The 13222-nt window shown below is 62.3% G+C and carries 12 protein-coding genes; 4 read left to right on the top strand and 8 right to left on the bottom strand.

Annotation, left to right across the window (positions count from 1 at the left end; genetic code table 11):
- Positions 1-131: 131 nt before the first annotated feature.
- A complete protein-coding gene (locus tag THIVI_RS15050) occupies positions 132-392 on the top strand; it encodes an AbrB/MazE/SpoVT family DNA-binding domain-containing protein (RefSeq protein ID WP_014779398.1) in 261 nt (86 codons plus the stop codon).
- Positions 393-646: 254 nt separating this feature from the next.
- Here THIVI_RS15050 and THIVI_RS15045 read toward each other — a convergent pair whose 3' ends face one another.
- Together THIVI_RS15045 and THIVI_RS15040 are read right to left on the bottom strand one after the other, a co-directional pair.
- Positions 647-1279, bottom strand: a complete 633-nt coding sequence (locus THIVI_RS15045) for a hypothetical protein (RefSeq protein ID WP_014779396.1) — start codon at positions 1277-1279, stop codon at positions 647-649.
- A 3-nt stretch (positions 1280-1282) separates the two neighbouring features.
- On the bottom strand, positions 1283-2797 hold the full coding sequence (locus THIVI_RS15040; RefSeq protein WP_014779395.1) for an AAA family ATPase: 1515 nt from the start codon (positions 2795-2797) through the stop codon (positions 1283-1285).
- Positions 2798-2875: 78 nt separating this feature from the next.
- On the opposite strand from THIVI_RS15040, the gene THIVI_RS26340 reads away from it, so the two are divergent.
- The gene (locus tag THIVI_RS26340; protein WP_083845825.1) at positions 2876-2974 is read left to right on the top strand and encodes a type II toxin-antitoxin system YoeB family toxin; all 99 of its coding nucleotides are present in this window, start codon (positions 2876-2878) and stop codon (positions 2972-2974) included.
- A 273-nt stretch (positions 2975-3247) separates the two neighbouring features.
- Here the strand turns inward: THIVI_RS26340 and THIVI_RS15035 are convergent, their stop codons facing one another.
- The gene (locus tag THIVI_RS15035; protein ID WP_169315579.1) at positions 3248-3829 is read right to left on the bottom strand and encodes a hypothetical protein; all 582 of its coding nucleotides are present in this window, start codon (positions 3827-3829) and stop codon (positions 3248-3250) included.
- A 218-nt stretch (positions 3830-4047) separates the two neighbouring features.
- Between THIVI_RS15035 and THIVI_RS15025 the strand changes: the two genes are divergently transcribed.
- A complete protein-coding gene (locus THIVI_RS15025) occupies positions 4048-5229 on the top strand; it encodes a DNA-methyltransferase (protein WP_217160902.1) in 1182 nt (393 codons plus the stop codon).
- 537 nt (positions 5230-5766) lie between these two features.
- Here THIVI_RS15025 and THIVI_RS15020 read toward each other — a convergent pair.
- The 3 genes from THIVI_RS15020 to ampD all read right to left on the bottom strand — a co-directional run bounded on the left by THIVI_RS15020 (position 5767) and on the right by ampD (position 10824).
- A complete protein-coding gene (locus THIVI_RS15020; protein ID WP_014779391.1) occupies positions 5767-9039 on the bottom strand; it encodes an efflux RND transporter permease subunit in 3273 nt (1090 codons plus the stop codon).
- Positions 9032-10114 carry an efflux RND transporter periplasmic adaptor subunit gene (locus THIVI_RS15015; RefSeq protein WP_014779390.1) on the bottom strand — a complete coding sequence of 361 codons (1083 nt, stop codon included), beginning with the start codon at positions 10112-10114 and terminating at the stop codon, positions 9032-9034. The genes THIVI_RS15020 and THIVI_RS15015 overlap by 8 nt, the downstream gene beginning before the upstream one ends.
- A gap of 113 nt (positions 10115-10227) precedes the next feature.
- The gene (gene ampD, locus THIVI_RS15010; protein ID WP_014779389.1) at positions 10228-10824 is read right to left on the bottom strand and encodes a 1,6-anhydro-N-acetylmuramyl-L-alanine amidase AmpD; all 597 of its coding nucleotides are present in this window, start codon (positions 10822-10824) and stop codon (positions 10228-10230) included.
- A gap of 50 nt (positions 10825-10874) precedes the next feature.
- On the opposite strand from ampD, the gene nadC reads away from it, so the two are divergent.
- Positions 10875-11765: a carboxylating nicotinate-nucleotide diphosphorylase gene (gene nadC, locus THIVI_RS15005; RefSeq protein ID WP_014779388.1), complete on the top strand. Its 891-nt coding sequence runs from the start codon at positions 10875-10877 to the stop codon at positions 11763-11765.
- Positions 11766-11781: 16 nt separating this feature from the next.
- Here nadC and THIVI_RS15000 read toward each other — a convergent pair whose 3' ends face one another.
- Positions 11782-12108 (bottom strand): chaperone modulator CbpM, encoded by a 327-nt coding sequence (locus THIVI_RS15000; RefSeq protein WP_014779387.1) that lies wholly within the window; start codon positions 12106-12108, stop codon positions 11782-11784.
- Between the two features lie 3 nt (positions 12109-12111).
- Positions 12112-13041 (bottom strand): DnaJ C-terminal domain-containing protein, encoded by a 930-nt coding sequence (locus THIVI_RS14995; RefSeq protein ID WP_014779386.1) that lies wholly within the window; start codon positions 13039-13041, stop codon positions 12112-12114.
- Positions 13042-13222: the final 181 nt, after the last annotated feature.

Raw genomic sequence — 13222 nt, 5'->3', positions numbered from 1 at the left:
GGATTTTCCTCGTGACGGATAAAGTCCGCGAATGCGGGCTTTGTCGTGATTTTCCCCACTCCATCAATAGGCATCCTGATCGAGCTGTCATAAACTTTGACATCTTACTCGGTAAGATTCGAGAGATGACCATGTCGACCGTGACGGTTTCAGACAATGGCCAGGTGGTTATCCCCGCCGCGATCCGCCAGCGGCTAGGGATCGCACCGGGCAGCAAACTGGATTTCGAACTGGAAGGCGACAGTATCCGGGTCCGGATGCTCCGCGCGATCAAGCCGACACGCCCCGAAGACGGCTTTGGACTGCTGAGGTGTGACCAGCCCGGAGAGCGCCACCTAGCGGATTTCGACGTAGCGGCCGCGATGCGGGACGTGCGCCATGATCGCCCTTGATACCAACATCCTGGCCCGCTTCTCTGTCGAGGATCCCGGCGACCCGGAGGCGGCCAAGCAACGACCGATCGCCTACGAGATTTTTTCCACGAGTCCGAGCCTCTTTGTCCCGCTCAGCGTCGTGCCGGATGACCAGAATCACCCACGACAGCGTTGCCAAACCCTGGAGCCGCCGTCATGTCCTCAAGGACGCGACAGCGTTATCGATCAATTGAAAGTCTCTCGTCAGAGGGGTTTGCTGGGATTCGCGATGCTCATCCCAGCCGACGAACCTCGGCCAAAGAGGCCAGGATACGGGCTTCAACCTGATTGAAGGCGCTCAGGTATTTCAATGCACCATAGTCATTGATCAGCTCACCGATTCGCATCGCCTGACGATGCGGATTGAGCTTCGAGCGCCGCCGGCCGGTCTGACCACTGGCCGTCAGCAGCAGCGTATGCAGGATATGTTTCGGATCCTTGAGGTCTTCCAAGCCGTCCAGCGGGGGCATTTCCAGCCTCATGCGACCATTGGGATTACCAGCCGCTCGGCGCAGGGCGGCTTCGTCGATCAACAGCCAGGCTTCCTGCATGCGGATCGGAATGACCGGAACGATGAGTCCCGGAATCCCTGACAGGGCTTTCTCGATCTCGGCGAGGCACCGCTCATGGGGCTCGCCTTCGGCATCCCGATGGATAAACAGCAGATCGCTGGGATAAAGATCCAGGGCACTCTCGATGCGCGCGCGCAGTTCCTTCGGGGGGCGTGGCAGACGGCGCAGATCCGCCCAGACACCATCGACGGGGCCGCTAATGTGCTGCCGCAGCAACCAGGTCAAGGGGTGGATCAAGATGGCATCCGAGCTGCCGTCGGTCAGCAGCGTGAATTCCAGGCGCTCCATGGCCATCCGTTACAGTTCCAGTTTCATCTGAATCATATCTTCACGATCAATGACACGTCGGTCTCCGCCTTTGCGACTGGCGTCGCCCTTTTCCGCAACCGGCTGAAGAAAGGCGAGCGCTCTGCCTTTTTGCAGGGTGCGCATGCCGACCTTATCCTGGGCACGCCAAGTCCCCGACAGGCAGCGGAATGACACACCCTTGATGACTTGTCCGGCAACGATCCGTTGCTCGGGCACGGCAAAGATCACGGATTCATCGGGAACCTGCCCGACCACGATCGGGGAGTGGGTATTGATGATGACCTGGCGCAGTGGGTTGTCGTCTCCGACCGCCAGAGAGGGATCGACAGCGATATCTCGTAATAATCCGATGATTGCGCCGATGCGCTCTGGATGAATGCCGTTTTCCGGCTCTTCCAAACAGATCAGGCCAGTCAGCGTCGGGTCGATCTCGACGCTGGCTAATGCCAGAAAACGGAGTGTGCCGTCTGACAGCGCCTTGGCTGGTAGCTCGGTCCCATATTGATCCGTCAACAGTAGGGTCAGCAATTCCCGCTTTTCGTCTCGGTCGATCCGCACGGCGCCGACATGATCGATCAATTCGCAGAGACGATTGGCAATTTGCGTCAGCGCAAAACCTTCTCGCTGCTGGTCCGGCATCTGCGCCTCGCCCTCCTGGTCCCGAGGTTGCCGCGTTGAATCCTCCTCCTTCCACTGCTGGGCCAAGCGGTACAGCGTGGCCGGCAAATGAGCGCCGTTGGGAGACAGTTGGGCCGGGGCATCGAATCCATCGGACATCCTCAACGCCGATGGCTCCAGTTGCAACGGTCGCCAGTTGAGCATCTCCTGGCGTGCCAAAACGGCGGTGGGGCTCTCCTGGGCATTGACGGTCGAGAGGACAGTGCGGGGTAGTTTTTCAGCCTGGAACAGGCGTGTGCGACCACCGCCGGTCGAGGTATCCTGATGCAGTTTGATGACGCGGGTGTCGTCCTCCTGAATCTCGGTGGAAATGTACGGACTGGTCCGACGGCCCTGGACGACGGTGTCACGCCATTTGACCGAGTGATCGAATGGCAAATGCGCGTGGGCCTCGCTCTTCTTGATGTAGTCCAGGCTTTCTTCCACCAGTTCAACGCGCGGTCGCGCCCCGTGGCCGTTCGGCGCACGATATTCGAGCTTGATCCGATAGCTCAGGAAGGTTGTCTTTGCCTCCGCCGGCTGATCGAGATAGTCACTGCCCGTGGGAGGTACCAGGATTTCGGCCTCGATACAGATCGGAAGACAGATCCCGCTTGGGGTTTGAGTGAAGAGATGCCGAATATCCGAGACCGCTCCATGCTCGTCACGCACGGCCATTGCGGCGTCGAGGATCGGCACATCCATCAGTGCCTTGAGAAACAGGATGGCATCGAAGAGGTTTGACTTGCCGACGGCGTTGGCGCCGGCCACGCAGGTAAACGGTCCGAAATACAGATCGACTCCGATCAGATTTTTAAAGCCATCGACGCGCAGATGGGTCAGCATAGTCAGATGATATCCAGCCAGATGAATCGTCGTGGGCCGCGAATGGGACGGTAAACGAAGACATGGGAACACACCACGATTTGTAAATGGTCGCGACGGATCGACCGCGAGCATCGTCTGGTCTATCAGGCCAGCGATTCAGGGCTGACCATCGTGCAGTGTCGATATCGCTACTGAGCGGTTGAGGTGCGATCAGTCCGGAGACCGCAACCGATCGGATCTGTATTCGTTTGAAAAGACCACCGAATCCGTACTCAATTCCTTGACTGAACGCGATGCGGAGACTGAACGAGACCACGCGCGGGAGCCCGCCTTGTCCCCGCCATCGACGACCTCATCGGTCAGATTCAGGAGTCCAGGCTGCGCGAGCAGTTCAGGAAGGAATCGGCCGCGATCCAGAAGACCCGTAAGTTTGGCCTAGCGTTCGACCGCCACTTGGAACCTCCCCCCCTAGTCAGGCGTCTTCATTTTCTCAACGAGCGACATGCGCTTGCCGCCATCGTCCGCTCGGAACCAAGCGGCGGCGGTGACGAAGTCATCGGTCCAGAAGCCACTGGGCTCCTTGGACACAGGCTGCAACGTCGCCATCTCACTCTCGCTTTTCCCAGGCAGCAGCCAACGCCCAAGCGTATACAGATAGCGGTCCCACTTGCGCGTAGAGGGCTGCATCGACACCGCGAGCACGTCAAATTCCCCGTAACGGTATGGGCGGTTTTTCCCCTGGCCGTCGTTGCCGGCCCGCGTTTTCTGTGTCTCGGTCATGTACACATCACCCTCGAAGCCGAAACGCGCCCCACCTCTCACGACCGGCGCCCCTCTCTCGCTGCGCTGTAGCTTGACCTGCACGGAAATGCGGCCTTGCGCATCTTCCATCAGGTAGTCGTAGGCAAAGTTGCCCTCCGGCGTGACATCGCGCCAGCCCAGCGGCGCCATTGCCGGAACCACAAAGGTTCGGAAAGCCGCGTCAGCGATTACGCCACGAAGCATCCGGCGGGTCAGTTCCGGAGCGCGATGGACAGCCTCAAGGATCATTTCCGCAGGGGCATCGATGACCCGCTCAAACTCGTGGATCAGGTGGCGCTACCGCAGCTCATCGAACAAAATTTTCTGTTCTTCCGGTGAGCACTGCGATAGCAACTCGCGGATGGCGGCAAGGTTCGCGTCACTCATGGTTCCCGCCCTTGGGCCGTCCCGGCGGGTTGGGCTCGAACGCCAGCACATCCAAACGATTCACGAAGGATCGCCCACCGATGTCCAGCGTGCGCAGACGTCCGTTCCCGACCAAGCGCGCAATGGCTTGCCGGGTGACGTTTCGGAGCCGCGCAGCTTCCGCCTGGGTGATCCAATCGGAGGGGTTGATGGCGACTTGCAATTTATCAGTTGACGTTGTCAATGTATTTATTGGTATACTTTATAAGAACGAGAGCATGTTACCAATGGCGTTTGTGATGCCCAAGACAAATACGATCATCGAAGCTCGTCAATCCGAGCTTTTCGTGCCTGAGCAAGAGCACCCGTCTCGCCTCTTGAAGACGTTGGAGCCGCTCTATCGCACGGCCTCGGGGGCAGCCTATCTAGGCGATTCACGCGACATATTGAAGGCGATGCCCGACAACTCGGTGAACCTCGTGTTCACGTCTCCGCCGTATGCGCTGCATTTCAAGAAGGAATACGGGAACGTTAGCAAAGCTGACTACGTCGAGTGGTTCCTACCGTTTGCGCAGGAGATTCGCCGCGTCCTCAACGAGGATGGCAGCTTCGTACTAAACATCGGCGGAAGCTGGAATCCGGGATCTCCCACGCGCTCGCTGTACCACTACAAGCTGATGATTGCACTTGTCGAGGAACTGGGTTTTCACCTCGCCCAAGAGTGCTACTGGTACAACCCTGCAAAAATGCCCGTGCCTGCCGAGTGGGTCACGGTGCGAAGGATTCGGATCAAGGATTCGGTCGAGCACGTCTGGTGGCTATCGAAGACACCGCACCCAAAGGCTGACAATCGGAAAGTACTGCGCCCATACAGTGCGGACATGCTCCGGCTGGCCAAGAAGGGCGTGAAGACAACGGTTCGGCCATCAGGACACAACATCAATGCGTCATTCGACAAGATCGAGTCAGGTGGATCAATCCCTTCAAACGTGGTGCAAGATCAGTTTGCCAATGAAATGCTCATCGCGGGCAACAACGCGGCCAACGATGCTTATACGAAACGCTGCAAAGCGTCAGGGATGAAGATTCACCCGGCCCGCTTCCCAGCGACACTCCCGGAGTTCTTCACGAAATTGCTGACGGACGAAGGCGACCTTGTTGTCGATCCGTTCGCTGGCTCGAACACGGCGGGCGCAGTCGCGGAGCGATTGGGGCGACGATGGATCGCAATTGATTTGCTTGAGGAATATCTCGAAGCAAGCAAGTTCCGCTTCGGGGAATAGCAAGGAGGAAGAACAGCGGGAAACGGGTAGAGCAGAGAACAGCCTTCCCGCGCCCGTCGATCCTGCCTCTCTGTTTTCCCGGCAGGGCGATGGCCGGACCAGGCCGATCTGGCTGACCCTGACGAATACCGCCAAGCGATCCCGAACCGCTTGTATCTGGTCATCGACGAGGCGCATCAAGGGATGACTGGGACGACGACCCACACATGAGCTTTGTCTTCAGCGACAAGTCCACCCTGTGAGATGTGCGCTTCCGCCACTTCATGTCGGATTGCCGGGGTATCGTCGGCGACATTGAAGCGGCTTAAGGTTGCCCAACAAGGTCGCTTCAGCCGTCCCTGGCTACGACGCAGCCGTTCCGCCAGGTTGGCTGCATTTGACAAGCCTCAATCATCGTTCAGACCATCGCCATCATTCGGGGAACGGGCGTCTCGCCCGCCAGACGGACGGGACGCCCGTCCCGACAGCTTGTCAAGACCCGCCCGTTTTCCGACGCATCAGGTCGCTACCGGTTTCCTGAATGGGGCCACCGTTCGCTCACCCCGTCGCCCCCCGAATCCACTCCACCCGTTTCCGCATCACTCCGTAATAGACCACCGGAATGACCACCAGTGTCAGTACCGTGGAGACGAACAACCCGAACAGCAGCGCCACCGCCAGCCCCGAGAAGATCGGGTCGTCGAGGATGAAGACGGCGCCGGCCATGGCGGCGAGCGCGGTGAGCACGATCGGTTTGGCGCGCACCACCGCCGAGTTGATGACGGCGTCCTCGAAGGCGCTGCCCTCGCGCACCTGCTGGTTGATGAAGTCCACCAGCAGGATGGAGTTGCGCACGATAATGCCGGCGAGCGCGATCATGCCGATCATCGAGGTCGCGGTGAACTGCGCGCCCAGCAGGGCGTGACCGGGCATGATGCCGATGAGCGTGAGCGGGATCGGGGCCATGATGATCAAGGGCACCAGATAGCTGCGGAACTGGGCGACCACCAGCAGATAGATGAGAATCAGCCCGACCCCGTAGGCGATCCCCATGTCGCGGAAGGTCTCGTAGGTGACCTGCCACTCGCCATCCCATTTGAGACTGTATTCATAGGGGTTGGTCGGCGCCTCCCGATACCATTGTTCGAGACCCAGATCGCGGGTCAGGGTCGCGGCCATTGCGAACAGGCCATAGAGCGGACTGTCGGTTGCGCCGGCCATGTCGCCGGTGACATAGACCACCGGCAGCAGATCCTTGTGATAAATGCTGTGTTCGCGGCTGCCGTCGACGACCTCGACGATCTCGGACAGCGGCACCAGTTGACCGCCCTCCGAGCGCACCCGCAGCGCCAGCACCTGTTCCAGATCGGCCTTGTCCGCCTCGCTGTATTCGACGCGGATCGGCACCGCGTATTTGACGTTGGCGCCGTGCAGATAGCTCATCGCCTCGCCGTTGAGCACGGTGCTCAGCGCCGAGGCGATGCTGGACTGCGCCACGCCCAGACGCGCGGCCTTGGCGCGGTCGACCACCAGGGTCAGCTTTTGGGAGGGAAACTCGACCGAGTCGTCGACATCGACAATATCCGGCGTGCCCTCGAAGACGGCACGGACCTGTTTGGCGATGCCGATCTGGCCCTCGTAGTTGAGACCGTAGACCTCGGCGACCAGTGGCGAGAGCACCGGCGGGCCGGGCGGAATCTCGACGATCTTGGCATTGCCGTCATAGCGCCGGGCGATCTCCTGCAGGGGCGCGCGCAGTTCCAGGGCGATGGCGTGGCTCTTCTGGTCGCGGTGATGCGCGTCGACCAGATTGACCTGCAAGTCGCCGAGATGGGCGCCCTCGCGCAGATAATACTGACGCACCAGACCATTGAAGTTGATCGGAGCGGCGGTGCCGGCGTAGCCCTGATAATCGGTGACTTCCGGCACGGTGGCCAGATACTCGCCCATCTCGGTGAGCACGCGCGTGGTCTGTTCCAGGCTGGTGCCCTCGGGCATGTCGAGCACCACTTGGAATTCGCTCTTGTTGTCGAACGGCAGCATCTTGAGCACGACGGACTGGTTGACCGCGAGCGCAAGCGAACCGGCGATCAGCACCAGAATCCCGCCCAGCAGGAACCAGCGGTTGAGATGGCCCCGGCGTCCGGCGAGAAAGGGTCCGATCAGACGACGGAACAGCCCGTCCAGACGTCCGTGGCCGTTCTCGTCATGCGCCCCGTGATCCGCGCCGGCCAGTATCAGAGCCGTGCGCTGACGCCCGAGCATGAAGTTGGTCATCCAGGGCGTGAAGACGAAGGCGACGATCAGCGAGATCAGCATGCCGAGCGAGGCGTTGATCGGGATCGGGCTCATGTAAGGCCCCATGAGTCCGCTGACGAAGGCCATCGGCAGCAGCGCCGCGATCACCGTGAAGGTGGCCAGGATGGTCGGTCCGCCGACCTCGTCGACCGCCCTTGGCATCAGATCCAGCAGACGGTCCTTGGTCAGCGCCATGTGTCGATGGATGTTTTCCACCACCACGATGGCATCGTCGACCAGAATGCCGATCGAGAAGATGAGCGCGAACAGCGAGACCCGATTGAGCGTGAAGCCCCAGGCCCAGGAGGCGAAGAGCGTCAGGGCCAGGGTCACGACCACGGCCGCGCCGACGATGATGGCCTCGCGCCAGCCGATCGCGAACAGCACCAGCAGCACCACGGAAGCGGTGGCGAAGGTGAGCTTGCTGATCAGCTTTTTGGCCTTGGCGTCGGCGGTCGCGCCATAGTTGCGCGTCACCGTGACCTCGACGTTGTCGGGGATGAAGATGCCGTGCAGTTGCTCGAAGCGGTCGATGACCCGTTGGGCGACCTCCACCGCATTCACGCCGGCCTGCTTGGCGACCGCGATGGTGACTGCCGGGGTAGTCCTGGTCAGATCGAGGCCGGCGTGTCCGGCCCCCGAGCCCGCGCCCATCCAGACATAGCTTTCCGGTTGCTGGGGGCCGCGCTCGATGGTGGCGACATCGCGCAGATAGACTGGCCGCTCGCCGTGCAGTCCGACCACCAGATCGCCGATCTGCTCGGGACTGGTGAGAAAGGTGCCGGCCTGGACCAGAATCTCCCGGTTGTCGGCGGTCACCTCCAGGTTGTCGCGGATCGCGTTGCCGGCCTGGAGCGAGCGGCGCAGATCGGTCAGATCGATCCCGTAACCGGCGAGCGTTTCGGGCTGAAGCAGTACCCGCACCACCTGATCCGGCACGCCAAGGGTGTAGATATCGCGGGTGCCGGGGACGCGCTTGAGTTCCTGCTCGATGGCGTGCGCGACCTGTCCCAACTCGAAGGCGCCGACGTTTTCGTCCTTGGACCAGAGGGTCGCGGTCAGGATGGGCACGTCGTCGATGCCCTTGGGTTTGACGATCGGCGTGCCGACGCCCAGGTTGGGCGGCAGCCAGTCCTGATTGGACAGCACCTTGCTGAACAAACGCACCACCGCGTCGGTGTTGTCCTCGCCCACCTGATACTGGACCGTGACCACCGCCATGCCGGGACGCGAGACCGAGAAGACATGCTCGATGCCCCGGATCTCGGAAAAGACCTGCTCGGCTGGTCCCGCCACCAGGTGCTCGATTTCGCTGGCGGAGGCGCCGGGAAAGGGAATGAAGACATCGGCGAAGGTGACGTCGATCTGCGGCTCTTCCTCACGCGGCGTCACCATGACCGCGAAGAGGCCGAGCAGCAATCCAACCAGGGCCAGCAGCGGGGTGATTTCGGTGGCCTGAAAGCGCGCCGCGAGACTGCCGGCGAGTCCCAGCTTCTCCGGCCCCGCGTTCTCCGTCATGGCTGGCTCAGTCATGACCCTGCTCCTCCGCGCCGGCGTGACGCATGGGCGCCTGCGACTTGAGCAAGGCGCCGGCGGCGATCGGGTCGAGCGCGACACGCTCGCCCTCGGTCAGACCGGCGAGCACCACATAGGCATCCGGCAGCACCCGGCCCAGTCGGATCTGACGGAAGTGGACATGATCGCCCTCCGTGATCACATAGACCCCCGTGATCTCCGAGCGCTGGACCACGGCCGCCTTGGGCACCGTCAGCTCGCGCTTCTCGCCGACCACGAAGCCGGTCTTGACGAACATCCCCGGAAACAGCGCGCGGAGCTGACCGCTGGTCTCCGCCGGCAGATCGATGCGCACCTTGAAGGTGTTGGACCCCAGATCGGCGAACGGGAAGACGGTGATCTTGTTGGTTTCGATGGCCTGTCCGTCGGGCAGATAGACCCGCGCCAGCGTCCCCTTTTTAGCGCCGCCGCGCACCGAGGGAATCACGCTCTGCGGCACGTCGACGATCACCCGCAATTCATCGAGCGAGATGCCGCTCATCACCGGCGCGCCGGGGCTCGCGATCTCGCCGAGCTGGACATGACGATGCGTGACGATGCCCGAATAGGGCGCGCGGATCTGGGTGTAGGCCAGTTGCTCCTGCGCCTGCTCGAGACGCGCGGTCGCCGCCTCCAGCTCGGCCTGAGCACCGGTCAGATTGGCGGTCGCCTGATCCATCGCCGAGTCGGAGACATTCTTCTTTTTATAGAGTCCCTCGACGCGCGCGAACTCGTCATTCGCCTGTTGCAGCCGGGCGGTCGCGGACTTCAGGTCGGCCGCCGCCTGCGTCACTCGGGTGCGATGCTCGGTATCCTTCAGCCGCACCAGTACCGCGTTTTTGTCGACATAATCGTCGACATCGTAGAGGATTTCCTCGACCTGACCCTGCGTTTGGGCCGAGACGGTGGTGCGGTTGACCGCCTCCACGAGTCCGTCGAGACGGTATTCGCGAGGCAGGTTGCGCGACTCGGCGGCCGCGGTGTCCAGCGCGGCGGCCTGGAGATCGACGGTCAGCAGGAGAAGCAAGGCGGTCAAACATCCGATCTTGTGCATGGCGAGGGATTCTCTGAAATATTAGATTTCACTAATATACTGTTTTCCACTTGAATATCAAGATTATTGATGAAGCGTCCCGCAAAAGCGAACCGTGCGACTCGGAATTGACCTCACCTGACCACAAGTTCGCCGCTCGTCTCGCGATAGCGATTCCAGTCGAATGCCGGACCGGGATCGGTCTTGCGTCCGGGCGCGATGTCGCTGTGTCCGGCGATGCGCGCCGGGGTGATGGCGGGATAGCGGCGCTGAAGGTGTCGGGTGCAGTCGGCGAGCACTCGGTATTGCGCCGCGGCGAACGGAGTTCTATCGTCCCCTTCCAGCTCGATCCCGATGGAATAGTCGTTGCACCGTTCGCGCCCCTGAAAGCAGGAGACGCCGGCGTGCCAGGCCCGTTGTTCGCAGGGCACGTATTGGATCAGAGTCCCGTCACGGCGGATCAGCAGATGCGCCGAGACACGAATCCCGGCGATGGCGGCGAAATAGGGATGCGCGCTGGGATCGAGCCGATTCAGGAACAAATCGTCGATCCAGTCTCCGTCGAATGCACCCGGCGGGAGACTGATATTGTGGATCACCAGCAGGTCGATCGGCGCGCCGGGCGGTCGGGCGTCCTGATTCGGCGAGGGATGGCGCAGTGCGCCCTGGAGCCAGCCCTCGGCGTCGATCCCCGAGATGCCGGCGCCGGTTGAACCGGCGTATTCTGTCATCGTGATTCCAAGCCTATTCTTACGCGCCCACTCTTCCGAGCACAGTGTCCATGGAACAATCCACCCCAGATCCAGTCCTGCCAAACCGCTCCACCCTCCGCCATCATCTGCCCGAGCGCCAGGTCATCGAGTCCCAGATCGACGCCGCCCTGGCCGAAGATATGGGCGCGGGCGACCTGACCGCCGCCCTGTTGCCCGCGGGGCAGCGCGCGCGGGCCGAACTGATCACCCGCGAACCCGCGACACTCTGCGGTTGCGCCTGGTTCGAGACGGTGTTTCGGCGACTGGATCCCGCGAGCGTCATCCGCTGGGAAGCCGAGGATGGCGATCGCATCGTGCCCGGACAGCGCCTGTGCGTGCTGGAAGGCGCCTCGCGCGCGCTGCTGACCGGGGAACGCACGGCGATGAATTATCTACAAGCCCTCGCCGGCACGGCAACCCGCGCGCGCCAGTACGCCGACGCGGTCGCGGGGCTGCCGGTGCGCGTGCTGGACACCCGCAAGACCTTGCCGGGGTTGCGTCTTCAGCAGAAATACGCCGTGCTCTGCGGCGGCTGTCACAATCATCGCATCGGTCTGTTCGACGCCATTCTCATCAAGGAAAACCACATCCTGGCGGCCGGCTCGATCCGCGCCGCGCTGGAGGCCGCCCGCGCGCTGAACGCGGGTGTCGGGATCGAGATCGAGGTGGAGTCGCTCGCCGAACTGGAGCAGGCGTTGGACGCCGGGGCGGAGTTGGTTCTGCTCGATAACTTCACGCTGGAAGAACTCCGCCGCGCGGTGGCCCTGAACGCCGGACGCGCCCGGCTGGAAGCCTCCGGCGGCATCGATCTCAAGACCGTCCGCCCGATCGCCGAGACGGGCGTCGATCGCATCTCGGTCGGCGCGCTCACCAAGGATGTCACGGCGGTGGATCTGTCGATGCGATTGGTGACGCTTTAGGAGGCGCTGTTCAGAATCACCGTTCGCCGAGTTGCCGTTCGAGCGCTTGCAGGCGCTCGCGCAGGCGTTCCAGTTCATCGAGCAGGTCGAGCGCGAGCGCGGCGCCGGCGAGGTTCAAGTCCAGGTCGTGCTGGAGTCGGACGGCGCGGCGGGCGCGACGAACCTCCTCGCCGCTAAAGCGCCAGTCCCCTGGCTGTCCGCCCTGGGGCCGCAGCACGCCCTCGATGACCATGAGTTCGATGGCGCGACCATTGGCGCCGCAAAGCTGGGTGAGTTCCGTCAGCGAAACGGTCACGGCTTCATCCAGCACGATCCCTTCAATGCCGCTCTCGATCTGCGCCATGGATCAGACTCCCAACTCGGCCCGCGGGTTGAAATTCAGACGCTCGGCCATGAGTCGATACGCCTCGCGCGCGGCCTCGGTGTTGGCCGGTGGCGCGACGATCTCCAGCACCACGATCGTATCGCCGGGCGGCTTGCCGGGCAGACCGCGCCCTTTCAGGCGCAGCTTCTGTCCGCTCTGAGAGCCCGCCGGGATCTTCAGGCTCACCGAGCCGCCCAGGGTCGGCACGGTCACGGAGGCGCCTAGGGCCGCCTCCCAGGGGGCAATGGGCAGGCGAAGCTGAATATCCTTGCCGTCTGGCGTGAAATGCCGATGGGGAGCAAGCTCGATCTCCAGGTAGAGATCGCCGGGCGGACCGCCATTCAGTCCGGCCGCGCCCTGCCCCGCGAGCCGGATCTGCCGGCCCTGGGTAACCCCTTCCGGAATACGAACGTTCAGGGTGCGCGAGCGCGTGTTGCGGCTGCCGTCCGCGGCGGTTTCCTGCGCGTCGAGCTTGATCTGACGAGTCGCGCCGCGATAGGCGTCCTCAAGATCGATGGCGATTTTGATATTTTGGTCCTGGCCGCGGCGGCGGCGGGTTTCCCTGGCATCGGAATGGAAGGCGCGCCCGAAGATGCTGGAAAAGAAATCACTGAAATCGGCCGCTTCGCCCGGATTGAAATGAAACTCCCGATTGCCGGCGGCACCGGGCGGCGGTCGGAAATCCTGCCCGGCGCGCCAGTTGCTGCCGAGCGCGTCGTAGGCGGCGCGTTTCTCCGGATCGTGCAGAACCTCGTTGGCCTCGTTGACCTCCTTGAAGCGCGCCTCGGCGTTCGCTTCCTTGCTGACGTCCGGGTGAAACTTGCGCGCCAGCCGGCGATAGGCGCGCTTGATCTCGTCTTGCGAGGCGTTGCGCGCCACGCCGAGGGTTTTGTAGTAGTCCTTGTATTGCATCGCAACGTCTCGGGAAAATGGGCGGACAGACACTCGGAGAGACCCGAACCATCGCCGAAAATGGGGGCGATGGGGAGCGATTGCATCTTTCCGCCGGATCAAGGCCGCAATCGGATAACGCCCTGGATGTCTCTAAACCGCGTCCGGTACGGTATGCGTCGTCTTAAGTGGTCAGCCAAGT

The sequence above is a fragment of the Thiocystis violascens DSM 198 genome, assembly GCF_000227745.2.
GTDB classification, from domain to species: domain Bacteria; phylum Pseudomonadota; class Gammaproteobacteria; order Chromatiales; family Chromatiaceae; genus Chromatium; species Chromatium violascens.
Note: the sequence above shows the minus strand (reverse complement) of the source record. Positions and strands in the feature narration are given on the sequence as shown.

Bases quoted from the DNA above. Each gene is read 5' to 3' on its own strand.
- THIVI_RS15020 (WP_014779391.1), bottom strand. From the start codon at position 9,039: ATGACTGAGCCAGCCATGACGGAGAACGCGGGGCCGGAGAAGCTGGGA.
- THIVI_RS15040 (WP_014779395.1), bottom strand. From the start codon at position 2,797: ATGCTGACCCATCTGCGCGTCGATGGCTTTAAAAATCTGATCGGAGTC.
- THIVI_RS15045 (WP_014779396.1), bottom strand. From the start codon at position 1,279: ATGGCCATGGAGCGCCTGGAATTCACGCTGCTGACCGACGGCAGCTCG.
- THIVI_RS15050 (WP_014779398.1), top strand. From the start codon at position 132: ATGTCGACCGTGACGGTTTCAGACAATGGCCAGGTGGTTATCCCCGCC.
- THIVI_RS15035 (WP_169315579.1), bottom strand. From the start codon at position 3,829: ATGATCCTTGAGGCTGTCCATCGCGCTCCGGAACTGACCCGCCGGATG.
- THIVI_RS14995 (WP_014779386.1), bottom strand. From the start codon at position 13,041: ATGCAATACAAGGACTACTACAAAACCCTCGGCGTGGCGCGCAACGCC.
- THIVI_RS15000 (WP_014779387.1), bottom strand. From the start codon at position 12,108: ATGGCGCAGATCGAGAGCGGCATTGAAGGGATCGTGCTGGATGAAGCC.
- THIVI_RS15025 (WP_217160902.1), top strand. From the start codon at position 4,048: ATGTCCAGCGTGCGCAGACGTCCGTTCCCGACCAAGCGCGCAATGGCT.
- ampD (WP_014779389.1), bottom strand. From the start codon at position 10,824: ATGACAGAATACGCCGGTTCAACCGGCGCCGGCATCTCGGGGATCGAC.
- nadC (WP_014779388.1), top strand. From the start codon at position 10,875: ATGGAACAATCCACCCCAGATCCAGTCCTGCCAAACCGCTCCACCCTC.
- THIVI_RS15015 (WP_014779390.1), bottom strand. From the start codon at position 10,114: ATGCACAAGATCGGATGTTTGACCGCCTTGCTTCTCCTGCTGACCGTC.